The following is a 24,319-nucleotide window of genomic DNA, read 5'->3' as shown; positions in this document are numbered from 1 at the left end:
CGCGAGCAATAACGAGGGCGTCCCCCTCGCTCCTACGAAAAGCACCTTCGCGCTGGAGGTCCAGTCATGAGCGACATCATCCGCCGCGACCCGCGTGCCGAGTGGATCGCCCGCAACCGCCTGCACCCGCTGCACGCGGCCATGCAATCGGCCCAGGGCGGTGAAACCCGCTGGATGGGGCCCAACGGTGTGGTGCGCAAGAACCCCCACGCAGTCGGCTTCATCGGCCCCAATGGCGTCAAGCGCATCGACCGCTCCGGTGGCCAGCAGGGCACCGGCGGCAAGCGCAGCAGCGCGCCGGAAGTGGTGCAACTGCCGCTGGTGACGATCGAGCAACCGGCGTTCCTGATTGCCGTGGTGCCGGACATGGTCGGCGGCCGCCTTTCCAGCCACGATCGCGACCTGCTGGGCCTGGCCCGCAAGCTCGCCGGCAGTGACGGCGCGGTGCTGGCGGTGATCTTCGGCGAACACAAGGAATCCGCCTTCGATACCGCTGGCGTCGACCGCCTGCTGCAGATCGAAGGCAACGAGTACGACGGCTACGCCCCGGAACAACGGGTGCTGGCGCTGCGTTCGGTCAACAGCCAGTTCGCCCCGCGCCACTGGCTGCTGCCCGACAGTCGCAGCGGTGGCGGCGAGCTTGGCCGGCGCCTGGCGGCAAGCCTTGGCGAGCGCCCGGCGACCCGCGTCTGGCAGGCCGAAGGCGAGCGCTGCGTCGGCCGTGCCGGTGCCGGTCGGCAGGACCTGCACCGCGAGCTGCCGCGGCTGATCCTGGCCGCAGCGGAGTGCGCCGAACCGGTCAGCGAGACCCGCCATGAAGCCCGCGCGGTCGAGTTGGACTCCAGCGTCGCGCGCAACCTCCCGCGTATCGAAGACCTCGGTCCGGTGGCCGTGGACCCGGCGCAGATTCCCATGGCCGAGGCGGAGTTCATCCTCTCCGGCGGCAACGGCATCAAGGACTGGGACCTGTTCCACCGCGCCGCCGTCGCCCTCGGCGCCACCGAAGGCGCCTCCCGCGTGGCGGTGGACGACGGCCACATGCCGCGCGCCCGCCAGGTTGGCGCCACCGGCACCTGGGTCACCGCGCGGGTCTATCTCGCCGTCGGCATCTCCGGCGCGATCCAGCACCTGCAGGGCATCGGTTCCTGCGACAAGGTCGTGGCGATCAACATGGACCCGGGCTGCGACATGATCAAACGCGCCGATCTCTCGGTGATCGGCGACTCGTCGGCGATCCTCCAGGCGCTGATCCGTCTGGCCGAGGAATATCGCAATGGAGCGGCGCGCGATGCGGCATAGCAGTGCAACGTCCCCTGTAGGAGCGAGCTTGCTCGCGAACCTGCTGGGCCAAACGCTTCGCGAGCAAGCTCGCTCCTACACCGCTTCTGAGGTGTCTGATGAATGACCTGAACATCGTCGCCCTGGTTTCCATCGGAGCCCACCCGGCGTCCGGCCGAGCGCGCCGCGCCGACCAGGACGCCCGCGCGGTGGAGCTGGGCATGAGCCTTGCCGGCAAGCGCCTGCGCGTGGTGCATGCCGGCGATGCCGGGGAAGAAGCGCTGCGCGGCTACCTGGGCATGGGCCTGGACGAACTGGCGGTGCTGGAGCAGCCCGCAGGCGCCGATGCCTTGCCGGCGCTGGCGGCCTATCTCGGCGACAGCGATGCGCAACTGGTGCTCACCGGCACCCAGGCGGAGACCGGCGAAGGCTCCGGCATGCTGCCGTTCCTGCTTGCAGAACGCCTGGGCTGGCCGCTGGTGGTGGGGCTCGCGGAAGTGGAAAAGGTGGAGAACGGCAGCGCGCAGGTGTTGCAGGCACTGCCCCGTGGCCAGCGCCGCCGACTGAAGGTGCGCCTGCCCTTCGTCGCCAGCGTCGACAATGCCGCTCCGGTCGCCCGGCAAAGCGCCTTCGGCCCGGCCCGCCGTGGCTATCTGGAGGCCACCGAGGTGGATGTGGTGGTCGATCCGCTGCTCGCAGAAGGCAACCTGCAATCCGCGCGCCCGCGTCCCAAGCGCCTGAAGGTGATCAAGGCCAAGACCGGCGCCGAACGGATGAAGGCCGCCACCGCCAAGGCTTCCGGCGGCACCGGCCAGGTGCTCAAGGACCTGTCTCCCGAGGCGGGCGCCGAGGCGATCTTCAAGCTGCTGCGCGAGGAAGGTGTGATTCGCGTCTGACCGAGCTGAACTGCTCTTCGTAGGAGCGAGCTTGCTCGCGAACCCGCCCGGCTTCGGTGCGGCCGGCAAACACTGTTCGCGAGCAAGCCCGCTCCTACAAAATCGCGCCTCTGCCTTCCTGGTAATTTCCGTAGGAGCGGACTTAGTCCGCGATTTTCCGGTCCAACCCCCGGTGGCGGCCGGAAACTATTGAAATAACACGAGAATCAGCTCGTAAGCCATTGAATTGACAGCATACGGCTTATCCGAAGATCGCCGTTTTTGCTGGCCCCGAGGCGTCCCTTTCTTTATCCTCCGCACCCTTTGAAAGGCTTTGCGGAGGCTCCCATGCTCGATTCCACCCTCGAACAACTTGAACAGCTGGTCGCCGAACTGCTGCAGCAGAATGACGTGCTGGTGCAGGACAACGCCGCTGTGCGCGAAGAGCTGCTCAAGGTCCGTGAGGAAAACGACAGCCTGCAATTGTCCCTCATGGAGCAGGAAGAGAAGCACAACGCGACCGCCACCCGCCTGCAGGCGCTGATCCGCCGCGTCAGCGACAGCCGCGCCCACGCATGAGTGACGACGGCGTCCGCGTCCTGCGCATTCTCGGGCGCGAATACAGCGTCCGGGCGCCGGCCGGTGAAGAGCGCCGGCTGCAGGATGCGGTCGCGCTGTTGCAGGCGGAGATCGCCGCCAGCAAGAAGAAATTTCCCTACGTCACCAGCAATGAACTGATGGTGCTCTCCGCGCTCAATCTGTGCGCCCGCCAGCTCGGCGAAGAGGGCCAGGCGCTCGACGATGCGGACACTGTCGAGCGTATCGCCGCCCTCAACCGGCGGATTCTCGATCACCTGCAGCGGCAGGACTGATCTCCGCGCATCTCTGCTTTTTGTAGGAGCGAGGGGGACGCCTTCGTTATTGCTCGCGAACCTCTCCTGCGCCGTTATCTCCGGTGGATGCAGAGCGTTCGCGAGCAAGCTCGCTCCTACAGTCTGCGTCGGATAACCGCGAACGATTTTACGCCCTGTGTCTCGCCACCAAATCGCAGGCAAAAAAAGGGGACACCGGGGTAAGCGGTGTCCCTTCTAAAGGAGAGTGGGCCAAAAGGCCCCTCAACCGGTGAGACGTGGCGCTGCGGGTAAACCCGCGGCGCCGGGTATAAAAGAAGGGATCGGGGGTAACCAATCCCTGAAAGGTGAGGGAGGAATACTCCCCCTCAACCGGTGAGACGTGCCCGGCTCGTGCCGGGCGGATGATCAGGCGCGCAGCGGAATCAGGCGCGGGGCGATCATGTTTTCCGGCTTGAGGATGTCGGCCAGGGTGGCCTCGTCCAGGAGCCTCTCCTCGCGTACCAGTTCCAGGACGCCGCGGCCGGTTTCCAGCGCGGTCTTGGCGATACGGGTGGCGTTCTCGTAGCCGATGTAGGGGTTCAGCGCGGTCACCAGGCCGATGCTGTGCTCCACCAGCTGGTGGCAGCGCTCGACGTTGGCGGTGATGCCGGTGATGCAATGCTCGCGCAGCATGTCCATGGCGCGCTGGAGCAGGCGGATCGAATCGAGCACCTTGTAGGCGATCAGCGGTTCCATCACGTTCAGCTGCAGCTGGCCGCCTTCGGCAGCGATGGTCAGCGCCAGGTCGTTGCCCATGATTTCGAAGGCGCACATGTTCACGGCCTCCGGGATCACCGGGTTGACCTTGCCCGGCATGATCGAGCTGCCCGGCTGGCGCGGCGGCAGGTTGATCTCGTTGATGCCGGTACGCGGACCGCTGGAGAGCAGGCGCAGGTCGTTGCAGATCTTCGACAGCTTGACCGCGGTGCGCTTGAGCATGCCGGAGAACAGCACGAAGGCGCCCATGTCGGAGGTGGCTTCGATCAGGTCGGCGGCCGGGACGACCGGCTGGCCGCTGATGGCTGCCAGGCGCTCGACGGCCAGCTTCTGGTAGCCGGGGTCGGCGTTGATGCCGGTACCGATGGCGGTGCCACCGAGGTTCACTTCGGTCAGCAGCTCCGGCGCCAGGCGACGCAGGCGGTCGAGGTCTTCGCCCAGGGTGGTGGCGAAGGCGTGGAATTCCTGGCCGAGGGTCATCGGCACCGCGTCCTGCAGCTGGGTACGGCCCATCTTCAGTACGCCGGCGAACTCTTCGCCCTTGGCGGCGAAGGCCTGGATCAGGCTGTCGAGGCTGGCCAGCAGGGTGTCGTGGCCGAGCAGCAGGCCCAGGCGGATGGCGGTCGGGTACGCGTCGTTGGTCGACTGCGCCATGTTCACGTCGTTGTTCGGGTGCAGGTACTTGTACTCGCCCTTGGCATGGCCCATGGCTTCGAGCGCGATGTTCGCGATGACTTCGTTCGCGTTCATGTTGGTCGAGGTGCCGGCGCCACCCTGGATCATGTCCACCACGAACTGGTCGTGGAAGTCGCCACGGATCAGGCGAGCGCAGGCTTCGCTGATGGCGGCGTGCTTCTCGGCGGGCAGGTGGCCGAGCTGGTGGTTGGCATCGGCTGCCGCCTGCTTGACCATCGCCAGGCCGACGACCAGTTTCGGGTAGTGCGACAGCGGCACGCCCGAGAGGCGGAAGTTGTTCACAGCGCGCAGGGTCTGAATGCCGTAGTAGGCGTCAGAAGGTACTTCGAGGGTGCCGAGGAGGTCTTTCTCGATGCGGAACGATGCAACAGGGGACATGACGGGGATTGTCTCGGAGAAACACGGCCAGTGCCGCGATGCCCGGTAGACTAGGGATTTCGCCGATCGTCGGCCAATGCTGTTAAAAGCTGTCTCATGCACAAACGGCATAATGTACCCTGTGACGAATGGATGACGGCGAGCGTGTGACTGTGCTACGCACGCCCGGCTCCTGACCTTGTGAGAATGCGTTGGAGTTGACGTGAACCTCGAAACCAAATGGCTGGAAGACTTCAGCACCCTGGCCGCCACCCGCAGCTTTTCCCAGGCGGCGGAGAAACGCTTCGTCACCCAGCCGGCCTTCAGCCGGCGCATTCGCAGCCTGGAGGACGCCCTCGGGCTGACGCTGGTGAACCGCCAGCGCACGCCCATCGAGCTGACCGAGGCGGGGCAACTGTTCCTGGTCACCGCCCGGGCGGTGGTCGAGCAGCTCGGCCAGGTGGTGCGTCACCTGCACCATCTGGAGGGCGGGCAGGGCGAGGTGTTGCAGTTCGCCGCCGCGCACTCGCTGGCGCTGGGCTTCTTCCCGGCGTGGATCGCCCGCCTGCGTTCGGAAGGGCTGAACATCGCCAGCCGCCTGGTGGCGACCAACGTCGGTGAGGCGGTGCACCTGCTGCGCGAAGGCGGCTGCGACCTGATGCTGGCTTTCTATGACCCGGACGCCGCGTTGCAGATGGACCCGGAAGTCTTCCCCTCGCTGCACCTGGGCCGCACCGAGATGCTGCCGGTGTGCGCGGTGAACTCCGCCGGCGTGCCGCTCTACGACCTCGACAGCGGCCAGAGCGTGCCGCTGCTGGCCTACAGCGCCGGCGCCTTCCTCGGTCGCGGGGTGAACCTGCTGCTGCGCCAGCGCAACCTGCGCTACACCACCGTCTATGAAACGGCTATGGCCGACAGCCTGAAGAGCATGGCGCTGCAGGGCATGGGCGTGGCCTGGGTGCCACGGCTGAGCATGGAGGCGGAGCTGGCGCGCGGCGAGCTGGCGCTGTGCGGCGGCCCGCACTGGATCGTCCCGCAGGAAATCCGCCTGTACCGCTGTGCCCTGGTGCGCAAGGCGCAGATCCGCCTGCTGTGGCGCAAGCTGGAGGGCGGGCTGGGGCTGGGGGAGACCGCCTGAGGCGGGGAGGTTTGGCCGTTCGGGGGTTGCGTTGCGGTGGTGTGCTGAACTGTAGGAGCGAGCTTGCTCGCGAACCGTGTTTTCTGGTGGCTTCGGTGCTTGGCCTGAAGAGCGCCCTCTCCCTGAAGGGAGAGGGCGCGAAGTAATGCCCCGCTCCAAAGCCCCCGGCAAAACACCTCGCCCGTCACTCCCGCGAACGCGGGAGCCCAGCGCCTGAGTCCTACATCTCGACGACGATCCGCCCTTCGATCTGCCCGGCGCGCATACGGTCGAGGATGGCGTTGATGTCATCCAGCTTGCCGGAGGCGACGGTGGCCTTCACCAGGCCTTCGCCGGCGAAGTCCAGGGCTTCCTGCAGGTCGGCGCGGGTGCCGACGATGGAGCCGGTGATGTGCAGGCCCTTGAGCACCACGTCGAAGATCGGCGTGGGGAAGTCGCCCGGCGGCAGGCCGACCAGCGACACGCTGCCGCCCCGGCGAGCCATGCCGATGCCCTGGCCGAAGGCGCTGTTGGACACCGCCGTGACCAGCACGCCGTGGGCGCCGCCGATATCGCGCTGGACTACCTCGACCGGGTCTTCCGTCTTCGCGTTGACGGTCAGGCTGGCGCCCAGGCGCCTGGCCAGTTCCAGCTTGGCGTCGTCCACGTCCACCGCCACCACATGCAGGCCCATGGCCTTGGCGTATTGCACGGCGACGTGGCCGAGGCCGCCGATGCCGGAGATCGCCACCCACTGGCCGGGGCGCGCGCCGGTTTCCTTCAGGCCCTTGTAGACGGTGACGCCCGCGCAGAGGATCGGCGCGATCTCGAGGAAGCCGACGTCCCTGGGCAGGATGCCGACGTAGTTCGGGTCCGCCAGCACGTATTCGGCGTAGCCGCCGTTCACCGAGTAGCCGGTGTTCTGCTGGCTCTCGCAGAGAGTTTCCCAGCCGGTCAGGCAGTGCTCGCAGCAACCGCAGGCGGTATACAGCCAGGGCACGCCGACGCGGTCGCCTTCCTTCACGCGGGTGACGCCGGCGCCGACCGCGGCGACGAAACCGACGCCTTCATGGCCGGGAATGAACGGCAGGCTCGGCTTTACCGGCCAGTCGCCTTCGGCGGCGTGCAGGTCGGTGTGGCAGACGCCGGAGGCCTCGATCTTCACCAGGATCTGCCCGGGGCCGGGCAGCGGGACTTTGACTTCCTCGATCCGCAGCGGCTCGCCAAAGGCGTGGACGACGGCGGCTTTCATGGTCGTGGGCAGGGTCATGGACATTGCGCTCGCTCCTTGAAGGGTGAGGTGCCTGCCCCATCCGGGCAGGGATGTATCGGAAGAGTCTGAGCCTCTGAGACTAGGTCATCTTGAGTTGAGGCAAGCTTTTCCGAAGTCGCTGCAGGGCGATTCAATCGGGGAATGACGAAATCGGGACCAATGGTCATGCCCAGTGCACTCCGCCGCGCCCTTTGCGGTATACTGCGCCGCCTTCAAGCCGGCACTGCCCGCCGGTTTGGCCACGTACAAGCCACGCCTTTCACGAGCGTGGCTTGTTGGTTTCTGACGCGCCCAAGAGCGCACTTGAGAGAGGCACGACGATGAGCGCACTGGTTGGCGTGATCATGGGCTCCAAATCCGACTGGAGCACCCTGAGCCACACCGCGGACATGCTGGACAAGCTGGGCATTCCGTATGAAGTGAAGGTGGTTTCCGCCCACCGCACCCCGGACCTGCTCTTCCAGTACGCCGAAGAGGCCGACGGTCGCGGCATCGAAGTGATCATCGCCGGCGCCGGCGGTGCCGCCCACCTGCCGGGCATGTGCGCCGCCAAGACCCACCTGCCGGTGCTCGGCGTGCCGGTGCAGTCCTCCATGCTCTCGGGCGTCGATTCGCTGCTGTCCATCGTGCAGATGCCCGCGGGCGTCCCGGTCGCGACCCTGGCCATCGGCAAGGCCGGCGCCACCAACGCAGCGTTGCTGGCCGCCAGCATCCTGGGCGGCAAGTACCCGAAGTACCACGAAGCGCTGAAGCAGTTCCGTACCACCCAGACCGAATCGGTCCTGGACAATCCGGACCCGCGCGACGCGTGAGCAATGGGCGCCCGCGCGGCGCCCCCGAACAGTGTCAGCAAGCACAGGCTCGAACCATGAAAATCGGTGTCATCGGTGGCGGTCAGCTCGGCCGCATGTTGTCCCTGGCGGGTACTCCGCTGGGCATGAACTTCGCCTTCCTCGATCCGGCGCCGGACGCCTGCGCGCAAGCGCTCGGCGAGCATATCCGTGCCGATTACAGCGACCAGGACCACCTGCGCCAGCTGGCCGATGAAGTCGACCTGGTGACCTTCGAGTTCGAGAGCGTGCCGGCCGAGACCGTGGCCTTTCTCTCGCAGTTCGTGCCGGTCTACCCGAACGCCGAGTCGCTGCGCATCGCCCGCGACCGCTGGTTCGAGAAGTCCATGTTCAAGGACCTGGGGATCCCGACCCCGGCCTTCGCCGACGTGCAGTCCCAGGCCGACCTCGACGCCGCGGTGGCCAGCATCGGCCTGCCGGCGGTGATGAAGACCCGCACCCTGGGCTACGACGGCAAGGGCCAGAAGGTCCTGCGCAAGGCCGAGGACGTCACCGGCGCCTTCGCCGAACTGGGCAGCGTGCCCTGCATCCTCGAAGGCTTCGTGCCCTTCACCGGCGAAGTCTCGCTGGTGGCGGTACGCGCCCGCGACGGCGAAACCCGTTTCTACCCGCTGGTGCACAACACCCACGAGAACGGCATCCTGCGCCTCTCCGTGGCCAGCACCGAGCACCCGCTGCAGGCGCTGGCCGAGGACTATGTCGGCCGCGTGCTGGACAAGCTGGAATACGTCGGCGTCATGGCCTTCGAGTTCTTCGAGGTCGACGGCGGCCTGAAGGCCAACGAGATCGCCCCGCGCGTGCACAACTCTGGCCACTGGACCATCGAAGGTTCCGAGTGCAGCCAGTTCGAGAACCATGTGCGGGCCATCGCCGGCCTGCCGCTGGGCTCGACCGCGAAAGTGGGCGAGAGCGCCATGCTCAACTTCATCGGCGAAGTGCCGCCGGTGGCCGACGTGCTGAACATCGCCGACTGCCACCTGCACCACTACGGCAAGGCCTTCAAGGCCGGGCGCAAGGTCGGCCACGTCACCCTGCGCAGTGCCGACCTGCCGACCCTGAAGGTGCGCATCGCCGAGGTCGAGGCGCTGATCTCCAACGGCTGACGCCCCGCCGCACGCCGCGTTCCAGGAAAAGCCGCGTCGAGTTTCGACGCGGCTTTTTTCTGTCCGCTGTCCCGTCCTGAATAAGGTTTACACCTTCGCCCTTATTTTCAGGAGAACTCCGATGGTAGAAGGTGTGCGGCGCCGCCGATCGCTCTGGCCAGTGGCTGGAACACGGAACGCCGGCGTTTTCTACACTGTCCCATGACAGCGCGCACCCACCGCGCTCAAACCCACAAGGAGGGACTGTCATGGGCTTAATCGGAACCATCGTCATCGGCTTGATCGTCGGACTCATCGCGCGCTTCATCAAACCGGGCGACGACAGCATGGGCTGGATCATGACCATCCTGCTCGGCATCGGCGGCTCGCTGTTGGCCACCTACGGCGGCCAGGCGCTGGGCATCTATGCCGTGGGCCAGGCGGCGGGCTTCATCGGCGCAGTGATCGGCGCCATCGTCCTGCTGGTCATTTACGGTCTGATCAAGAAGAATTGACGGTGATTTCCGCCCCTCTCCCATGACGGGAGAGGGCGCTGGAGAAATTCCTGCCTGTGCCCGAGCGGGCCTTTCGAGTCCACGATGCGCCATACATTGCTTGCCTGCAGCCTGGTGCTGCTGACGTCCCTGGCATCCGCCGCCGAACTTCCCGAAACCGATTGGCTGTCCCTGATGCCGCCGAGCGACCGCCAGGCGCTGGAAGACATGCCGGAAATCACCCATGCTGGCCCCGAGGCCAACGGCACCTTCACCAACAAGGGGGGCCTGAAGCAGGCCGACAAGAAGTTGCCGCAGGTGATGTATTCCACGAAGACTGTCGCCGCTCTGAACGGCAAGGCGCTGCGGCTGGGCGGCTACCCGGTGCCGCTGGAGAACGACGCCAAGGGCCGCGTCACCGCGTTCTTCCTGGTGCCTTATCCGGGCGCCTGCATCCATGTTCCGCCACCGCCGCCGAACCAGATCGTGCTGGTGCGCTATCCCAAGGGCATCCAGATCGAGGACATCTACAACCCCCTCTGGGTCAGCGGCACGCTGAAGGTCGAAACGGTCAGCAACGACATGGCCGACGCCGCCTATGCCATCGACGACGCCAAGGTGCGGCCGGTGGAAGAGAGCGATCTGTAGCCGCCAGTTTTCGCAGGAACGGACCCTGTCCGCGATTGGAATGCTGCCGACGTGGTTCGCGAGCAAGCTCGCTCCTACAGGTTTGCGCCGGCGCGCTTTTCGTAGGAGCGAGCTTGCTCGCGAACCTGATCCGGCGCCGGCCTTGCCGGTGGATCGCGGACAAAGTCCGCTCCTACGCAGAGCAAGCCTCAGCCTTTCAGCGGCTCGCTCCAGATTTCCACCTTCATCGTCTCGCTGCGCCCCGGCGCGACGCTCATCACGTCGTCCCAGACCCGCGCGGTCTCGATGCAGAGCATGTTCTCCCAGGCATCGTCGGGGAACTGCGACAGGCGCGCGGCCTTGTCGATCCAGGGGTTCCACACCACCGCCGAGCGCGAGCCGCTGGCCTGGATGTGAATGCCTCGTTCCCAGAGCGGGTCGCGGATCACCAGGGGTTTCTCCACATCCAGGTAGATGCGGTCGGTTTCCCCGGTGATGCGCACCAGGCCGTGCTGCTGGCGCTCTTCCCAGTTTTCCAGGGTCTCGATGTAGCGGCAGCCCTGCAGGCCGTCGATGCCGATCTCGCGGCTGTTGCTCACCGCGAAGTAGGTGTGCAGCGCCTGGCTGACCGGCAGCGGCTTGTCGCCGAGGTTGTGGGTGGTCAGTTCCAGCGTCAGGCGTTCGCCGAGGCGCATCACCAGTTCCAGGCGCGCCGCGTGCGGCCAGCCGGGCAGGCCGTGGCGCGCGTCGACGCTGAAGTGCACGGCCAGCTCACCCTGCTCGTCGGCGATGTCATCCAGTTGCCAGTCCACCGCGCGTACCAGGCCGTGGGCCGGAGCGCTGTCGCCGGTGAAGGCGGTACGGACATCCACCGGGTTGCGCTCCAGGCTGCCGAACCAGGGCCAGCACACCGGCACACCGCCGCGCAGGGACTGGCCGTGGCGAAACTCGGCGGTTTCGCTCAGCCATACCAGCGGCGGCTGTTCATGGGGCTGGTAGCTCAGCAGCTGCGCACCCTGCTGGGCGATCAGGGCTTCCCCGTGGGCCGTGTGGATGCGCCAGCAGGGCAGTTCATCGACCCGCACCTGTTCGACGCGGGGAGTCTGGATATCGCTGCTCATGATGATCTCCGGTCGGAAAAAGTCAGTATCACCGATCCTCCGCACGCCGGGCAGTTCCCGGAGAATGAAAAGATCAGCGCTGACGCAGCGCCGCCAGGTGCGTTCGCTGCCGCCCCTCGGCGTCGAAGTTGGACCCGTCCAGCCAGGCATCGAAGGCGTGCTGGCAACGCGGCCACTCGCTGTCGAGGATGGCGAACCAGGCGGTGTCGCGGTTGCGGTCCTTCACCACCATGTGCTGGCGGAAGGTGCCCTCGAAGGTGAAACCCAGGCGTTGTGCGGCGCGCATCGAGCGGGCGTTGAGCGCGTTGCACTTCCATTCCAGGCGCCGGTAGCCCAGCTCGAAGGCCAGCCGGGCGAGCAGGTAGACCGCCTCGGTGGAGGCCGGCGTGCGCTGCATGACGCGAGCGAAGGCGATGTGGCCGATCTCGATCACGCCGTCCCTGGGAGTGATGCGCAGGAAGCTGAGCAGGCCGACGGCGTGGCCGCTGGCGCGGTCGATCACGGCGAAGAACATCGGGTCGGCGCTGGCGGCGTTGCCGGCGAGCCAGTCGTCGAAGCTCGCCCGTTCGCTGAACGGGCCGTAGGCCAGGTAGTCCCACAACAGCGGGTCGGCGTCGGGGCCTTGCAGCGCCTGCCACAGGTCGTCGCCGTGGGTGGCCGGGTCCAGGGGCGCCAGGTTCACGTAGCGGCCGGGCAGGGCGCGGCGTTCGGGGCTGGCGAGCGGGCGCCAGTTCAGGGGGTGCGGCTCGGTCATGGGGCGCTCCGGGTCAGAGGATCTTGCGGTACTGGACGAAGCCGGAGCGATCGGCGATCCGGTCGTAGAGGAACATGGCGTCGGTGTTGCTCTCGTGGGTCAGCCAGTGCACCCGTGAAGCGCCATTGGCGCGGGCGTCGGCGTAGACGTGCTCGATCAGCGCCGCGCCGATGCCGTCGCCGCGCTGGCCTTCGGCGACGTACAGGTCCTGCAGGTAGACGTAGTCGCCCTGGGTCCAGCAGGAACGGTGGTAGATGAAGTGCACCATGCCGATGGCCACTCCATCGCGCCAGGCGAGGGCCGCGTGCATGGGCTCGGAGGCATCGAGGAAGCGCTGCCAGGTGACGGCGCTGGTGGCATCAAGGATGGTTGTTTTGTAGAAGCGCTGGTAGCCCTGCCAGAGCGGCAGCCAGGCGGCGTGGTCGTCGGCGGTGATCGGGCGGATCTCGATGGCGGAAGACATGGTGACGGCCTTGCGTGGGTTGGAATGGTTCTAGCCTAGGCTGGGAATTGGTTCTGCTAAAGAGCCATTCATGGTGAAATCAAAGGAACCATTGCCGCTGTCCTGGAAGTCCTCCATGAGCGTTCCGCTGCCTTTCAACCCTTCCGGTATTTGCCTCGATCCCGCGTTGCCGCTGGGTGTACAACTGTTCCAGGCGCTGCGCGAGCGCATTCTCGACGGTCGCCTGGCGGCACGCTCGCGCCTGCCGGCCAGTCGCGACCTGGCGGCGGCGTTGGGCGTGTCGCGCAATACCGTGGTGCGTGCCTACGAGCAGCTGTATGCCGAGGGTTACATCGAGGGGCGTACCGGCGATGGCACGTACGTGGCCGAACGGGTTCAGCCCTCGGTGGGTGCCGTGCGCAGCGAGGCACGCAGCCCGGATGCGCCGTCACTGGAGCGCCTGGCCAGGCATCACCTGCCGCTGCCCCCCACTGGCGCGCCGCGCGCCTTCCGCGTCGGCGTGCCGGCCTTCGACCTGTTCCCCTTCGATATCTGGGCGCGGTTGCAGGCGCGCTTCTGGCGCGATCCGCCGCTGGATTGCCTGGGCTATGGCGATCCGGCCGGTGAACAGCGCCTGCGCGAACTGGTCGCCGCCTACCTGCGCAGCACCCGCGGCCTGCACTGCGACGCCGGGCAGGTCATCATCACCAGCGGCGCCCAGCAGGGCATCGCGTTGTGCGCCCAGGTGCTGCTGGCGGCGGGCGACGGTGCGGCCATCGAGAACCCCGGCTACCGGGCTGCCGGTCATGCCTTCGCCACGGCGGGGGCGCGCCTGCATGGCGTGCCGGTGGATGCCGAGGGCCTGTGCACGGCGCAGTTGGAGGGGTTGTCGGACTGCCGGCTGGTCTACGTCACCCCATCGCACCAATACCCCACTGGGGTGACGCTGTCCCTGGCGCGGCGCCTGGCGCTGCTGGAGTGGGCCGAGCGCAGCGGCGGCTGGATCGTCGAGGATGACTACGACGGCGAGTACCGCTACAGCGGGACGCCGCTGATGCCGCTGGCCGCGCTGGACCGCCATGATCGGGTGCTCTACGTCGGCACCTTCTGCAAGATCGCCTTCCCGGCGCTGCGCCTGGGTTACCTCGTGGTGCCGCCAGCGTTGGCGCAGGCCTTCGCGCGCCGTCGCGCGCTGGATGTACGGCACTCGGAAGTCGGCACCCAGCGGGTGATGGCCGACTTCATCGCCGAGGGGCATTTCCAGCGTCACGTCCGCCGCATGCGCCGGGCTGCTCGAAGCCGCCGCGACGCCCTGTTGCGTGGCTGGCCGGCGGTCGCCGGCTGTGCGCCGATGCCGACGGTGGAGGCGGGTCTGCACCTGTGCGTGCGGGTCGACAGCCGCGAGCGCGAAGGCGAGCTGGTGCAGCGCGCGGCGGCCGTGGGGGTGGAGGTGAATGCGCTGAGCGACTACTGGTTGCCGGAATCCACCGAGCCGGAAGATCAACGCGCCGGGTTGGTACTGGGCTTCGCGGCCGTACCCGAAACGCGGATCGCCGAAGCGCTGCGGGTACTGCGCAAGGTCTGGGCCTGAGTGCAGGCCCCCCGGCGCCTTGTAACCCCCGGCTATTTCCTTAGCCTACTTACGAAGTTGGCGATGGGCACTACGCTCCCTAAAATGCTGCCCCTTCGAAAACACCGCCTGGAGTCGTCATGAGCCTAGTCCTGTCCACCGTTCCCGAGCGCAAGTCCGGCTCACTCCGGATCGCCTTCCTGTTGCTGCTGGTGGGGGCGCTGTTCCTCGCGCAGGCGGTCAGCGGTCGCCAGGCCCTGCTGTTCCTGGTCGGCGGTGCATTGGGGCTGACGCTCTACCATGCGGCCTTCGGCTTCACGTCCGCCTGGCGCGTGTTCATCCGCGAGCGCCGCGGCGCCGGCCTGCGCGCGCAGATGGTGATGCTGGCGCTGGCGGTGCTGCTGTTCTTCCCGGTGCTGGCTGCCGGCACGCTGTTCGGCGAGCCGGTGAAGGGGCTGGTCTCGCCGGCCGGGACTTCGGTGATCGTCGGCGCCTTCATTTTCGGCATCGGCATGCAGCTCGGTGGCGGCTGCGCCTCCGGCACGTTGTTCACCGTGGGTGGCGGCAATGCGCGGATGCTGGTGACCTTGCTGTTCTTCATCGTCGGCTCGGTGGTCGCCACCCACCATATCGGCTGGTGGTTCGCCCTGCCGTCGCTGCCGCCGATTTCCATCGTGCAGTCGCTCGGCCTGTTCCCGGCGCTGGCGCTGAGCCTTGCGCTGTTCGCCGCCATCGCCACTGTCAGCGTGGTGCTGGAGCGGCGCCGCCACGGTGTGCTGGAGCTGATCGCCAGCAATGGTGCACACGGGGCGGGTCGCTTCCTGCGTGGGCCCTGGCCGCTGGTCTGGGGTGCGGTGGCGCTGGCCTTGCTGAACTTCGCCACCCTGGCGCTGGCCGGACGCCCCTGGGGTGTCACCTCGGCCTTCGCCCTGTGGGGCGCAAAGGCGGCGGAAACCCTCGGCCTCTCCGTGCACGACTGGGCTTTCTGGCAGGCCGAGGCCAACGCCAAGGCGCTCGCCGCGCCGGTATGGCAGGACGTCACCAGCGTGATGGACTTCGGCATCATGATCGGCGCATTGCTGGCCGCCGGCCTTGCCGGGCGCTTCGCACCGAGCCTGAAGATTCCGGCGCGCTCGCTGATCGCGGCGGTGATCGGCGGTCTGCTGCTCGGCTACGGCGCGCGCCTGGCCTATGGCTGCAACATCGGCGCGTACTTCAGCGGCATCGCCTCCGGCAGCCTGCACGGTTGGCTGTGGCTGGTGGCGGCGTTCTTCGGCAATGCCGTGGGCGTGCGCCTGCGGCCGATCTTTTTCCCCGCCGAACGCGTGGAAGAGCGCCTGACCGGCTGCTGAGTCAGTCGCGGCGGGGCGTCTCGCGCTCCGCCCAGTAGGTCTGCTTGTGCCCGCGCGCCTGGTAGTCCCGCGCCAGGGCTTCGGCCTCGGCGCGGGTCAGTTGGCGGCGCATGACGAAGCGGTTGCCGTTGTCGTCCAGGCGCAGCAGGCACCAGTCCGGCTCATCAGGCATTGAAGGTCGAGGTCTTGCGCAGGCGCAGGGCGAGCAGTACCAGCATCACGCCGAAGAACACCGCGTAGGCGCCGATCACCCAGGCCACCGCGACCGCCCCGGCGCCGGGGTTGGCGATCATCATCACCCCGAACAGCACCGACAGCGCGCCGGAGAGTCCCAGCCACCATTCATTGGCCAATGCCTTGCGCAGGCGGATCGCCGCGACGATCTGCAGCACGCCGGTGACCAGCGCCCAGGCGGCAATCAGCATGAGCAGGCCCAGCGCCGTCAGTGCCGGCCAGAAGAACGCCACCAGCCCCGCGCCGACGCCCAGCAGGCCGACCAGTATCAGTGGCCAGATCGGCCGGCCTGACTCACGCATGCGCGCGGCGGCGAGCAGGGTGAACACGCCGTCGACGAAGGCGTAGGCGCCCCAGACCAGGACCAGCACGGCCAGGGCGATGGTCGGCCAGGCGATGGCCAGCACGCCGAAGACCACTGCGGCCACGCCGCGCAGGGCAATCCATTTCCAGTGCTGGCCGAGGGCTTGCCAGAGGGGGTTGTCGCTCATGTCCGTCTCCCGAGAGGTGTCGCTGAAACCATAGTCGCTCGCCAGGGCTTGCGCTTGAGCGGTCCAGATCAACGATCGGAAAAGAAAAGCCCGGCACGCGGCCGGGCGAAAGGGCCTGCCGAGGCAGGCGAGCAGCGCTCGGGGGCGCCGCTGGGGAGATCAGGTGGTTGGCGCCAGTGCCGGCGGCGTGGCGCGGCCGTGCAGTGCCTCGTAGTCCGCCTTCATGGCCTTGTAGAGGCCGAACATGAACAGGATCAGCACCGCCGAGAACGGCAGGCCGGCCAGCACCACCACCGTTTGCATGGCGGTGAAGTTGCCGGCGAACAGCAGGCCGATGGTCACCAGGGTGATCACCACGGACCAGAGGATGCGCAGCCAGTGCGGGGCGTCTTCGTCGAGGTCGCCGCCCTGGCGCGACAGGTTGGCCAGCATCACCGAACCGGAGTCGGCCGGGGTGAGGAAGAGCACGAAGCCGACGAAGATCGACACACCGATCACGATCTTGGCGAAGGGGTAGTGTTCCAGCAGCAGGTAGATCGACATCGACGGCTGCTCCAGCGCGGCCTTGCCCAGGTCGACGGCGCCGTGGTTCATCACCAGGTCCATCGCGCTGTTGCCGAACACCGAGAGCCAGGCGAGGGTGAAGCCCAGCGGGATCAACAGTACGCCCATGACCAGTTCGCGCACGGTGCGGCCCCGGGAAATGCGGGCGATGAACATACCGACGAAGGGCGCCCAGGAAATCCACCAGGCCCAGTAGAACAGGGTCCACAGGCCCAGCCACTCCTCGTTCTTGCCGGCGCCGCCGCCGGTGTAGACGTAGAGGTCGAAGGTCTTGAGTACCAGCCCGTTGAGGTAGTCGCCCAGGTTCTGCACGAAGCCGTTGAGCAACTCCAGGGTGGAGCCGCAGACCAGTACGAACAGCAGCAGCGAGCTGAACAGCACGATGTTCAGGTTGGACAGCCGGCGGATGCCTTTCTCGATACCCGAGACCGCGGCCAGGGTGGCCACCAGGCTCATTACCAGCAGCACGATCAGCAGGGTGGTTTTCGAGTGCTCCATGCCGGTCAGGTATTCGATGCCCGAGGACACCTGCAGCGCGCCGATACCCAGGTTGGTCACCAGGCCCAACAGGGTGACGAAGATGCCGAAGCAGTCCACCGCATGGCCGGCGCCGCCCTTGACCCAACGCTCGCCGAGAATCGGCAGCAGCGCCGAACGCAGGGCCAGCGGCTGGCGGTGACGGTAGGCGAAGTAGCCGACGGCGAGGCCGACCAGCGCGTAGATCGCCCAGCCGTGCACGCCCCAGTGCAGGAAGGTCAGCTGCAGCGCCTGGCGGGCCGCCTGCGGGCTGCCGGCGGCGCCTTCCGGTGGATGGTAGAGGTGGTCGATGGGCTCGGAGGCGGCGAAGTACAGCAGCGAGATGCCGATGCCGGAAGAAAACAGCATGCCGGCCCAGGCGCCGTAGCTGAAGTCCGGCTTCTCGTGGTCGGCGCCGAGTTTCAGCTGGCCGTAGCGCGAGAACGCGACCCAGATGACGAAGAACAGATAGGCACCGATGACCAGCATGTAATACCAGCCAAAGCTGTGCGACAGCCAGGCCTGCGTGCGGCCCAGGAGCGCGCCGGCGCTGTCGGGGAAGAGAATGAGGGCGGCGGTCAGAACCAGGATCAGCGCGGTGGAACCGTAGAACACGATCGGATTCAGACGTACCTGCTCGTTTGTTTTTATTGGCGAAGCAGTACTCATTTGGAGGATGACCCCATGACAGTGAACGCATGGCGGCCGGCGACGGTGCGTAAGGCACGGCGACGGGCCGCTGACCACAGACACAGCATTGCCGCCGCGACACTTCCGGCCCGGATTCTGCGATCCTTGGGGGTCGGAAAGCGGCGCGGTGATGAACGGCGCGGGCCCGCATGCACGCAAGGCTCGGAGCGATTCACGAGGCGCAGCTTATTCTTAGTTGATTGAACGTTCAATAAAAACAAAATAGACTGGCCCAAGAAGTCGCCGGACGGTACAGGTACGTCCAGGCGAAGAGGAGATACGAAATGCCCAAGGTCGGTATGCAGCCGATTCGCCGCTCCCAACTGATCCACGCCACGCTCGAAGCGGTGGACCAGGTGGGCATGAGTGACGCCAGCATTGCCCTGATCGCCCGCCTGGCGGGGGTTTCCAACGGCATCATCAGCCACTACTTCCAGGACAAGAACGGTCTCCTGGAAGCGACCATGCGCCACCTGATGCTGGCGTTGAGCAAGGCCGTCGGCGAACGCCGCAAGGCCTTGAAGACTGACGAACCGCGTTCGCACCTGCGCGCGATCATCGAAGGCAACTTCGATGCGAGCCAGGTCAACGGGCCGGCGATGAAAACCTGGCTGGCGTTCTGGGCAGCCAGCATGCACCAGCCGTCGTTGCGCCGCCTGCAGCGGATCAACGACCACCGGTTGTATTCGAACCTGTGCTGCGAGTTTCGCCGGGTATTGCCGATCACCCAGGCGCGCTCGGCGGCCCGTGGACTGGCTGCACTGATCGATGGACTGTGGCTGCGGGGCGCGCTCTCGGGCGATGCCTTCGACACCCGGCAGGCGCTGGCCATCGCTTACGACTACCTCGACCAACAACTGGCGAAACAGACGGGATAGCCCGCCGCGCCAGCCTTGCGCACTGACACCTTATAAGAGAGGACACCTACCTCATGGCTCGATTCGAAGTACAGAAGCTCTACATTGGCGGTCGCTACGTGGAAGCCACCAGCGGCGCCACCTTCGAGACCATCAATCCGGCCAATGGGGAAGTCCTCGCCCAGGTGCAGCGCGCGTCGAAAGACGACGTCGAGCGCGCCGTGCAGGCGGCGGTGGAAGGGCAGAAAGTCTGGTCGGCGATGACCGCCATGCAGCGCTCGCGCATCCTGCGTCGCGCCGTGGACATCCTCCGCGAGCGCAATGACGAGCTCGCCGAGCTGGAAACCCTCGACACCGGCAAGCCGCTGGCCGAGACCCGCTTCGTCGACATCGTCACCGGCGCCGACGTGCTCGAGTACTACGCCGGCCTGGTGCCCGCCATCGAGGGCGAACAGATCCCGCTGCGCGAGACCAGTTTCGTCTACACCCGCCGCGAACCGCTGGGCGTGGTCGCCGGCATCGGCGCCTGGAACTACCCGATCCAGATCGCCCTGTGGAAATCCGCCCCGGCCCTGGCTGCCGGCAACGCGATGATCTTCAAGCCCAGCGAGGTCACCCCGCTGACCGCGCTGAAACTCGCCGAGATCTACACCGAGGCCGGCCTGCCCGATGGCGTGTTCAATGTGCTTACCGGCAGCGGCCGCGAAGTCGGCCAGTGGCTGACCGAGCATCCGCTGATCGAGAAGATTTCCTTCACCGGCGGCACCTCCACCGGCAAGAAGGTCATGGCCAGCGCCTCGAGCTCCTCGCTCAAGGAGGTCACGATGGAGCTGGGCGGCAAGTCGCCGTTGATCATCTTCGAGGACGCCAACCTCGACCGCGCCGCCGACATCGCCGTGATGGCCAACTTCTTCAGCTCCGGCCAGGTGTGTACCAACGGTACCCGCGTGTTCATCCCGCGCAACCTGCAGGCGCGTTTCGAGGCCAAGGTGCTGGAGCGTGTGAAGCGCATCCGCCTGGGCAGCCCGCAGGATGAAAGCACCAACTTCGGTCCGCTGGTCAGCTTCCCGCACATGGAGAGCGTTCTCTCCTACATCGAGTCCGGCAAGGAACAGAAGGCCCGCCTGCTGTGCGGTGGCGAGCGCGTCACCCAGGGCGAGTTCGGCAAGGGCGCCTACGTCGCGCCGACCGTGTTCACCGATTGTCGCGACGACATGACCATCGTCCGCGAGGAAATCTTCGGGCCGGTCATGAGCATCCTCGTCTACGACAGCGAAGACGAGGCCATCCGCCGCGCCAACGACACCGAGTACGGCCTGGCCGCCGGCGTCGTCACCCAGGACCTGGCCCGCGCGCACCGCGCGATCCACCGTCTGGAAGCGGGCATCTGCTGGATCAACACCTGGGGCGAGTCGCCGGCCGAGATGCCGGTTGGCGGGTACAAGCAATCGGGTGTCGGTCGTGAGAACGGTCTGACCACCCTGGCTCACTACACTCGCATCAAATCCGTGCAGGTAGAGCTGGGCGACTACGCCTCGGTGTTCTGACCGCCGCGAGCGAGCCCTGAACGGCCGGTCGCAGGCCCCACTCCCTGACCACCGGCCATCCCGAATACGCAGACACCGGCGCGCACGCGTCGCGGGCGGTGTCGTGCCTGAAAAAGAGGAAGGCCTGCATGTCCCAGGAATACGACTACATCATCATTGGCGCCGGCTCTGCCGGTAACGTATTGGCGACTCGCCTGACCGAGGACGCCGACGTCAGCGTCCTGCTGCTGGAAGCCGGCGGCCCGGACTACCGCGCCGACTTCCGCACCCAGATGCCGGCCGCGCTGGCCTACCCGCTGCAGGGCCGCCGCTACAACTGGGCCTATGTGACCGACCCCGAGCCGCACATGAACAACCGCCGCATGGAGTGCGGTCGCGGCAAGGGCCTGGGTGGCTCCTCGCTGATCAACGGCATGTGCTACATCCGCGGCAACGCCATGGACTTCGACGGCTGGGCGCAGGCCAAGGGCCTGGAAGACTGGACCTATCTCGACTGCCTGCCGTACTTCCGCAAGGCCGAGACCCGCGACATCGGTCCCAACGACTTCCACGGCGGCAGCGGCCCGGTGAGCGTCACCACGCCCAAGGCCGGCAACAACCCGTTGTTCCATGCGATGGTGGACGCCGGCGTGCAGGCCGGTTATCCACGTACCGAAGATCTCAACGGCTACCAGCAGGAAGGCTTCGGTCCGATGGACCGCACCGTCACTCCGCAGGGCCGTCGCGCCAGCACCGCGCGCGGCTACCTGGACCAGGCCCGCGAGCGGCCGAACCTGACCATCGTCACCCACGCCCTGACCGACCGCATCCTGTTCAGCGGCAAGCGCGCCATCGGGGCGACCTATCTGCACGGCGATGACAACGCCCTGAAGGAAGTCCGCGCCCGTCGCGAAGTGCTGGTGTGCTCGGGGGCCATCGCTTCTCCGCAACTGCTGCAGCGCTCCGGCGTCGGCCCATCCGCGCTGCTGCGCGACCTGGGTATCGAGGTGGTGCATGACCTGCCCGGCGTCGGCCAGAACCTGCAGGACCACCTGGAGATGTACCTGCAGTACGCCTGCAAGCAGCCAGTCTCGCTGTACCCGGCGCTGCAATGGTGGAACCAGCCGCAGATCGGTGCCGAGTGGATGTTCCTCGGCACCGGCCTGGGGGCGAGCAACCAGTTCGAGGCGGGTGGCTTCATCCGCACACGGCCGGAGTTCGAGTGGCCGAACATCCAGTACCACTTCCTGCCGGTGGCGATTAACTACAACGGCAGCAACGCGGTGAAGGAGCATGGCTTCCAGGCCCACGTGGGCTCCATGCGTTCGCCCAGTCGCGGCCGCATCAACCTGACGTCCCGTGATCCGCGCAAGCACCCGAGCATCCTGTTCAACTACATGTCCACCGAACAGGACTGGCAGGAGTTTCGCGATGCGATCCGCGTCACCCGCGAGATCATGAACCAGCCGGCGCTCGACCCCTTCCGTGGCCGCGAGCTCAGCCCGGGCCTGGACAAGCACAGCGATGCCGACCTGGATGCCTTCGTGCGTGAACATGCGGAAACCGCCTTCCACCCCTCCTGCTCCTGCAAGATGGGCGAGGACGACATGGCGGTGGTCGATGGCGAAGGCCGTGTACACGGGATGCAGGGGCTGCGCGTGGTCGATGCCTCAATCATGCCGCTGATCATTACCGGCAACCTCAACGCCACCACCATCATGATGGCCGAGAAGATCGCCGATAAGGTCCGTGGCCGCGAGGCGCTGCCCCGCAGCACCGCCGACTACTACAAGGCCAATGGTGCTCCGGTACGCGGAAAATCACTGCGCTGATTCCGAAGCGCAAAGACGAAAACGCCGGCAATAGCCGGCGTTTCAGTTTTCAACCACGACGCGGTGGAACCGGGCGGGTACGGCCACTGCCGTCGATAGCGACGAAGACGAATACCGCCTCGGTGACCTTGCGCCATTCGCTGGACAGCGGATCGTCGCTCCAGACCTCGACCAGCATGCGGATCGAACTGCGGCCGACTTCCAGCGATTGCGTATAGAAGGAGAGCTGCGCGCCAACGGCGACCGGGACCAGGAAGGCCATGCGGTCAATCGCCACGGTAGCGACGCGGCCGCCGGCGATGCGGCTGGCCATTGCGGTACCGGCGAGATCCATCTGTGCTACCAGCCAACCACCGAAGATGTCGCCGAAGCCGTTGGTCTCGCGCGGCAGGGCCGTAATCTGCAGGGCAAGGTCACCCTGCGGGATGGGATCTTCTTGTTCGAGCTCGATCATAGTTCAGGGCCTCTTGCCCCCGGCGTTCTCATGGTGAGGTTGTGGAAAAACTCTCCCAAGACACCTGTCGGCGCAAGGCCTTGGGACAGCTTTTGATCGGCCTGGCTGCATTATATAGAGCAAGAACCTCTACGACGACCGTAGGGTTTCGAGTTTGCACCGGGCCGGGCATGCCTGTGTCGTCTCCGTGCAATTTGCTATGGTTCGGCTCCGGTGGCCCGCTGCCGCCGTCATCTGCCTTGCCTGCCGAGAATAATCACAATGCCTTCTGTGAACGCTCCTGCCGCGCCCGCGTCACGTCCGTTGACCCGCAGCGACTACAAGACCCTGTCCCTGTCTGCTCTGGGTGGCGCCCTGGAATTCTACGACTTCATCATCTTCGTCTTCTTCGCCACCGTGGTCGGCAAGCTGTTCTTCCCTGCCGACATGCCCGAATGGCTGCGCCAGCTGCAGACCTTCGGCCTGTTCGCCGCCGGTTACCTGGCCCGGCCGCTGGGCGGGGTGGTCATGGCCCACTTCGGCGACCTGCTGGGCCGCAAGAAGATGTTCACCCTGAGCATCTTCCTGATGGCGGTGCCCACACTGATCATGGGCCTGCTGCCCACCTATGCGCAGATCGGCATCTGGGCGCCGCTGGCCCTGTTGCTGCTGCGCGTCATCCAGGGCGCCGCCATCGGCGGTGAAGTACCGGGCGCCTGGGTCTTCGTCGCCGAGCACGTTCCGCACCGTCATGTGGGCTATGCCTGCGGCACACTCACCTCGGGTCTGACCGCCGGGATCCTCATCGGTTCGTTGGTGGCAACCCTGATCAACAGCGTTTACAGCGCCGAGGAAGTGCAGGGCTATGCCTGGCGGATTCCCTTCCTGCTGGGCGGCATCTTCGGCCTGTTCTCCGTCTACCTGCGCCGCTGGCTGCACGAGACGCCGGTATTCGCCGAGCTGCAACTGCGCAAGCAACTGGCCGAGGACGTCCCGCTGGGCGTGGTGGTGCGCGAACATCGACCGGCGGTGGTGCTGTCCATGCTGCTGACCTGGGTGCTCTCGGCCGCCATCGTCGTGGTGATCCTGATGACCCCATCGGTACTGCAGACCGTGTACGGTTTCGACGCGGCGACCGCCTTGAGGGCCAATAGCCTGGCCATCGTCTTCCTCAGCGTCGGCTGCATTCTTGCCGGACGCCTGGCGGATCGTTTCGGTGCAGGCCGCACCTTTATATATGGCAGCATCCTGCTGGGCGTCGTCTCCTGGACCTTCTATGCCAGCCTCAAGGTGCATCCGGACTGGCTATTCCCTCTATATGCGGTGACCGGCCTGTGCGTCGGTGTCATCGGCGCAGTGCCCTATGTCATGGTGAATGCCTTCCCACCGGTGGTGCGCTTCACCGGCCTGTCCTTCTCCTACAACCTGGCCTACGCCATCTTCGGTGGCCTGACGCCCATGGTGGTTGCTCTTCTCATGAAGGAAGACCCGCTGGGGCCGGCTTATTATGTAGTGGCGCTGTGCGTGGTTGGCCTGCTGGTGGGTGCCTACCTGTTGCGCCAGGAGCGCAGGTTGGTAGGGCAGGGAATGGCCATAAACTGATCGATCAGACAGTTTTTTGCAGAAAGTTTGAAAAAGTCGTTGACGGGTCGTTTCAAGTCCCTATAATGCGCACCA

24 protein-coding genes are annotated in these 24,319 nt (G+C 66.4%); 15 read left to right on the top strand and 9 right to left on the bottom strand.

Annotation, left to right across the window (positions count from 1 at the left end; genetic code table 11):
* Positions 1-66: 66 nt before the first annotated feature.
* The 4 genes from etfA to ACYCAX_RS24300 all read left to right on the top strand — a co-directional run bounded on the left by etfA (position 67) and on the right by ACYCAX_RS24300 (position 3,025).
* A complete protein-coding gene (gene etfA / locus ACYCAX_RS24315) occupies positions 67-1,299 on the top strand; it encodes an electron transfer flavoprotein subunit alpha (RefSeq protein ID WP_460249014.1) in 1,233 nt (410 codons plus the stop codon).
* A 98-nt stretch (positions 1,300-1,397) separates the two neighbouring features.
* Positions 1,398-2,174, top strand: coding sequence for an electron transfer flavoprotein subunit beta (gene etfB, locus ACYCAX_RS24310; RefSeq protein WP_015479609.1), 777 nt, complete (start codon positions 1,398-1,400; stop codon positions 2,172-2,174).
* A gap of 327 nt (positions 2,175-2,501) precedes the next feature.
* Positions 2,502-2,732, top strand: coding sequence for a hypothetical protein (locus ACYCAX_RS24305; RefSeq protein ID WP_294977429.1), 231 nt, complete (start codon positions 2,502-2,504; stop codon positions 2,730-2,732).
* Positions 2,729-3,025, top strand: a complete 297-nt coding sequence (locus ACYCAX_RS24300; protein WP_294977428.1) for a cell division protein ZapA — start codon at positions 2,729-2,731, stop codon at positions 3,023-3,025. Before ACYCAX_RS24305 ends, ACYCAX_RS24300 begins: the two co-directional genes overlap by 4 nt.
* Before the next feature lie 387 nt (positions 3,026-3,412).
* Here the strand turns inward: ACYCAX_RS24300 and ACYCAX_RS24295 are convergent, their stop codons facing one another.
* Complete coding sequence (locus ACYCAX_RS24295) at positions 3,413-4,837, bottom strand: aspartate ammonia-lyase (protein ID WP_460249013.1); 1,425 nt, start codon at positions 4,835-4,837, stop codon at positions 3,413-3,415.
* A gap of 202 nt (positions 4,838-5,039) precedes the next feature.
* On the opposite strand from ACYCAX_RS24295, the gene ACYCAX_RS24290 reads away from it, so the two are divergent.
* On the top strand, positions 5,040-5,954 hold the full coding sequence (locus ACYCAX_RS24290; RefSeq protein ID WP_015479605.1) for a LysR substrate-binding domain-containing protein: 915 nt from the start codon (positions 5,040-5,042) through the stop codon (positions 5,952-5,954).
* 220 nt (positions 5,955-6,174) lie between these two features.
* On the opposite strand, the gene adhP is transcribed toward ACYCAX_RS24290, so the two are convergent.
* Positions 6,175-7,203 (bottom strand): alcohol dehydrogenase AdhP, encoded by a 1,029-nt coding sequence (gene adhP / locus ACYCAX_RS24285; protein ID WP_015479604.1) that lies wholly within the window; start codon positions 7,201-7,203, stop codon positions 6,175-6,177.
* Between the two features lie 323 nt (positions 7,204-7,526).
* Here adhP and purE point away from each other — a divergent pair, with 323 nt between their 5' ends.
* From purE to ACYCAX_RS24265, 4 genes are all read left to right on the top strand, one after another.
* On the top strand, positions 7,527-8,018 hold the full coding sequence (gene purE / locus ACYCAX_RS24280; protein ID WP_015479603.1) for a 5-(carboxyamino)imidazole ribonucleotide mutase: 492 nt from the start codon (positions 7,527-7,529) through the stop codon (positions 8,016-8,018).
* Between the two features lie 56 nt (positions 8,019-8,074).
* On the top strand, positions 8,075-9,160 hold the full coding sequence (locus tag ACYCAX_RS24275; protein WP_460249012.1) for a 5-(carboxyamino)imidazole ribonucleotide synthase: 1,086 nt from the start codon (positions 8,075-8,077) through the stop codon (positions 9,158-9,160).
* 248 nt (positions 9,161-9,408) lie between these two features.
* Positions 9,409-9,654 (top strand): GlsB/YeaQ/YmgE family stress response membrane protein, encoded by a 246-nt coding sequence (locus ACYCAX_RS24270; RefSeq protein ID WP_015479601.1) that lies wholly within the window; start codon positions 9,409-9,411, stop codon positions 9,652-9,654.
* An 84-nt stretch (positions 9,655-9,738) separates the two neighbouring features.
* Positions 9,739-10,281 (top strand): DUF3299 domain-containing protein, encoded by a 543-nt coding sequence (locus ACYCAX_RS24265; protein WP_015479600.1) that lies wholly within the window; start codon positions 9,739-9,741, stop codon positions 10,279-10,281.
* 188 nt (positions 10,282-10,469) lie between these two features.
* Here the strand turns inward: ACYCAX_RS24265 and ACYCAX_RS24260 are convergent, their stop codons facing one another.
* The 3 genes from ACYCAX_RS24260 to ACYCAX_RS24250 all read right to left on the bottom strand — a co-directional run bounded on the left by ACYCAX_RS24260 (position 10,470) and on the right by ACYCAX_RS24250 (position 12,598).
* On the bottom strand, positions 10,470-11,381 hold the full coding sequence (locus ACYCAX_RS24260; RefSeq protein ID WP_460249011.1) for a D-hexose-6-phosphate mutarotase: 912 nt from the start codon (positions 11,379-11,381) through the stop codon (positions 10,470-10,472).
* 73 nt (positions 11,382-11,454) lie between these two features.
* Entirely contained in the window at positions 11,455-12,135 is a 681-nt protein-coding gene (locus ACYCAX_RS24255) for a GNAT family N-acetyltransferase (protein WP_460249010.1), read from the bottom strand.
* Positions 12,136-12,148: 13 nt separating this feature from the next.
* On the bottom strand, positions 12,149-12,598 hold the full coding sequence (locus tag ACYCAX_RS24250; RefSeq protein WP_015479597.1) for a GNAT family N-acetyltransferase: 450 nt from the start codon (positions 12,596-12,598) through the stop codon (positions 12,149-12,151).
* A gap of 115 nt (positions 12,599-12,713) precedes the next feature.
* Between ACYCAX_RS24250 and pdxR the strand changes: the two genes are divergently transcribed.
* Together pdxR and ACYCAX_RS24240 are read left to right on the top strand one after the other, a co-directional pair.
* Entirely contained in the window at positions 12,714-14,168 is a 1,455-nt protein-coding gene (pdxR, locus tag ACYCAX_RS24245; protein ID WP_294977431.1) for a MocR-like pyridoxine biosynthesis transcription factor PdxR, read from the top strand.
* Between the two features lie 119 nt (positions 14,169-14,287).
* Positions 14,288-15,499 (top strand): YeeE/YedE family protein, encoded by a 1,212-nt coding sequence (locus ACYCAX_RS24240; RefSeq protein ID WP_460249009.1) that lies wholly within the window; start codon positions 14,288-14,290, stop codon positions 15,497-15,499.
* 1 nt (position 15,500) lies between these two features.
* Here ACYCAX_RS24240 and ACYCAX_RS24235 read toward each other — a convergent pair whose 3' ends face one another.
* From ACYCAX_RS24235 to ACYCAX_RS24225, 3 genes are all read right to left on the bottom strand, one after another.
* Positions 15,501-15,671 (bottom strand): hypothetical protein, encoded by a 171-nt coding sequence (locus ACYCAX_RS24235; protein WP_015479594.1) that lies wholly within the window; start codon positions 15,669-15,671, stop codon positions 15,501-15,503.
* Positions 15,664-16,224, bottom strand: a complete 561-nt coding sequence (locus tag ACYCAX_RS24230) for an HdeD family acid-resistance protein (protein WP_015479593.1) — start codon at positions 16,222-16,224, stop codon at positions 15,664-15,666. Before ACYCAX_RS24230 ends, ACYCAX_RS24235 begins: the two co-directional genes overlap by 8 nt.
* A 159-nt stretch (positions 16,225-16,383) precedes the next feature.
* Positions 16,384-17,919: a BCCT family transporter gene (locus tag ACYCAX_RS24225; protein ID WP_460249008.1), complete on the bottom strand. Its 1,536-nt coding sequence runs from the start codon at positions 17,917-17,919 to the stop codon at positions 16,384-16,386.
* Positions 17,920-18,278: 359 nt separating this feature from the next.
* On the opposite strand from ACYCAX_RS24225, the gene betI reads away from it, so the two are divergent.
* The 3 genes from betI (at position 18,279) to betA (ending at position 22,209) form a co-directional block, all read left to right on the top strand.
* A complete protein-coding gene (gene betI / locus ACYCAX_RS24220; RefSeq protein WP_294977423.1) occupies positions 18,279-18,872 on the top strand; it encodes a transcriptional regulator BetI in 594 nt (197 codons plus the stop codon).
* A 53-nt stretch (positions 18,873-18,925) separates the two neighbouring features.
* Positions 18,926-20,398 carry a betaine-aldehyde dehydrogenase gene (gene betB, locus ACYCAX_RS24215; RefSeq protein ID WP_460249007.1) on the top strand — a complete coding sequence of 491 codons (1,473 nt, stop codon included), beginning with the start codon at positions 18,926-18,928 and terminating at the stop codon, positions 20,396-20,398.
* 128 nt (positions 20,399-20,526) lie between these two features.
* On the top strand, positions 20,527-22,209 hold the full coding sequence (betA, locus tag ACYCAX_RS24210; protein ID WP_460249006.1) for a choline dehydrogenase: 1,683 nt from the start codon (positions 20,527-20,529) through the stop codon (positions 22,207-22,209).
* A 49-nt stretch (positions 22,210-22,258) separates the two neighbouring features.
* Here the strand turns inward: betA and ACYCAX_RS24205 are convergent, their stop codons facing one another.
* Positions 22,259-22,663 carry an acyl-CoA thioesterase gene (locus tag ACYCAX_RS24205; RefSeq protein ID WP_015479588.1) on the bottom strand — a complete coding sequence of 135 codons (405 nt, stop codon included), beginning with the start codon at positions 22,661-22,663 and terminating at the stop codon, positions 22,259-22,261.
* A 261-nt stretch (positions 22,664-22,924) separates the two neighbouring features.
* Between ACYCAX_RS24205 and ACYCAX_RS24200 the strand changes: the two genes are divergently transcribed.
* Complete coding sequence (locus ACYCAX_RS24200; protein ID WP_041712270.1) at positions 22,925-24,244, top strand: MFS transporter; 1,320 nt, start codon at positions 22,925-22,927, stop codon at positions 24,242-24,244.
* The last annotated feature ends 75 nt before the right edge of the window (positions 24,245-24,319 follow it).

It is taken from the genome of Pseudomonas sp. MT3, assembly GCF_054720805.1.
This window is presented reverse-complemented; position numbering and strand designations above follow the sequence as displayed.

What these genes read in the sequence shown, in the direction of transcription:
- etfA (WP_460249014.1), top strand. Translation starts at nt 67, where the DNA reads ATGAGCGACATCATCCGCCGCGACCCGCGTGCCGAGTGGATCGCCCGC.
- ACYCAX_RS24295 (WP_460249013.1), bottom strand. Translation starts at nt 4,837, where the DNA reads ATGTCCCCTGTTGCATCGTTCCGCATCGAGAAAGACCTCCTCGGCACC.
- pdxR (WP_294977431.1), top strand. Translation starts at nt 12,714, where the DNA reads ATGAGCGTTCCGCTGCCTTTCAACCCTTCCGGTATTTGCCTCGATCCC.
- ACYCAX_RS24235 (WP_015479594.1), bottom strand. Translation starts at nt 15,671, where the DNA reads ATGCCTGATGAGCCGGACTGGTGCCTGCTGCGCCTGGACGACAACGGC.
- ACYCAX_RS24305 (WP_294977429.1), top strand. Translation starts at nt 2,502, where the DNA reads ATGCTCGATTCCACCCTCGAACAACTTGAACAGCTGGTCGCCGAACTG.
- ACYCAX_RS24270 (WP_015479601.1), top strand. Translation starts at nt 9,409, where the DNA reads ATGGGCTTAATCGGAACCATCGTCATCGGCTTGATCGTCGGACTCATC.
- ACYCAX_RS24275 (WP_460249012.1), top strand. Translation starts at nt 8,075, where the DNA reads ATGAAAATCGGTGTCATCGGTGGCGGTCAGCTCGGCCGCATGTTGTCC.
- ACYCAX_RS24200 (WP_041712270.1), top strand. Translation starts at nt 22,925, where the DNA reads ATGCCTTCTGTGAACGCTCCTGCCGCGCCCGCGTCACGTCCGTTGACC.
- purE (WP_015479603.1), top strand. Translation starts at nt 7,527, where the DNA reads ATGAGCGCACTGGTTGGCGTGATCATGGGCTCCAAATCCGACTGGAGC.
- ACYCAX_RS24265 (WP_015479600.1), top strand. Translation starts at nt 9,739, where the DNA reads ATGCGCCATACATTGCTTGCCTGCAGCCTGGTGCTGCTGACGTCCCTG.
- ACYCAX_RS24300 (WP_294977428.1), top strand. Translation starts at nt 2,729, where the DNA reads ATGAGTGACGACGGCGTCCGCGTCCTGCGCATTCTCGGGCGCGAATAC.
- ACYCAX_RS24230 (WP_015479593.1), bottom strand. Translation starts at nt 16,224, where the DNA reads ATGAGCGACAACCCCCTCTGGCAAGCCCTCGGCCAGCACTGGAAATGG.
- ACYCAX_RS24260 (WP_460249011.1), bottom strand. Translation starts at nt 11,381, where the DNA reads ATGAGCAGCGATATCCAGACTCCCCGCGTCGAACAGGTGCGGGTCGAT.
- ACYCAX_RS24250 (WP_015479597.1), bottom strand. Translation starts at nt 12,598, where the DNA reads ATGTCTTCCGCCATCGAGATCCGCCCGATCACCGCCGACGACCACGCC.
- betA (WP_460249006.1), top strand. Translation starts at nt 20,527, where the DNA reads ATGTCCCAGGAATACGACTACATCATCATTGGCGCCGGCTCTGCCGGT.
- ACYCAX_RS24255 (WP_460249010.1), bottom strand. Translation starts at nt 12,135, where the DNA reads ATGACCGAGCCGCACCCCCTGAACTGGCGCCCGCTCGCCAGCCCCGAA.
- ACYCAX_RS24240 (WP_460249009.1), top strand. Translation starts at nt 14,288, where the DNA reads ATGAGCCTAGTCCTGTCCACCGTTCCCGAGCGCAAGTCCGGCTCACTC.
- betI (WP_294977423.1), top strand. Translation starts at nt 18,279, where the DNA reads ATGCCCAAGGTCGGTATGCAGCCGATTCGCCGCTCCCAACTGATCCAC.
- etfB (WP_015479609.1), top strand. Translation starts at nt 1,398, where the DNA reads ATGAATGACCTGAACATCGTCGCCCTGGTTTCCATCGGAGCCCACCCG.
- betB (WP_460249007.1), top strand. Translation starts at nt 18,926, where the DNA reads ATGGCTCGATTCGAAGTACAGAAGCTCTACATTGGCGGTCGCTACGTG.
- ACYCAX_RS24205 (WP_015479588.1), bottom strand. Translation starts at nt 22,663, where the DNA reads ATGATCGAGCTCGAACAAGAAGATCCCATCCCGCAGGGTGACCTTGCC.
- adhP (WP_015479604.1), bottom strand. Translation starts at nt 7,203, where the DNA reads ATGACCCTGCCCACGACCATGAAAGCCGCCGTCGTCCACGCCTTTGGC.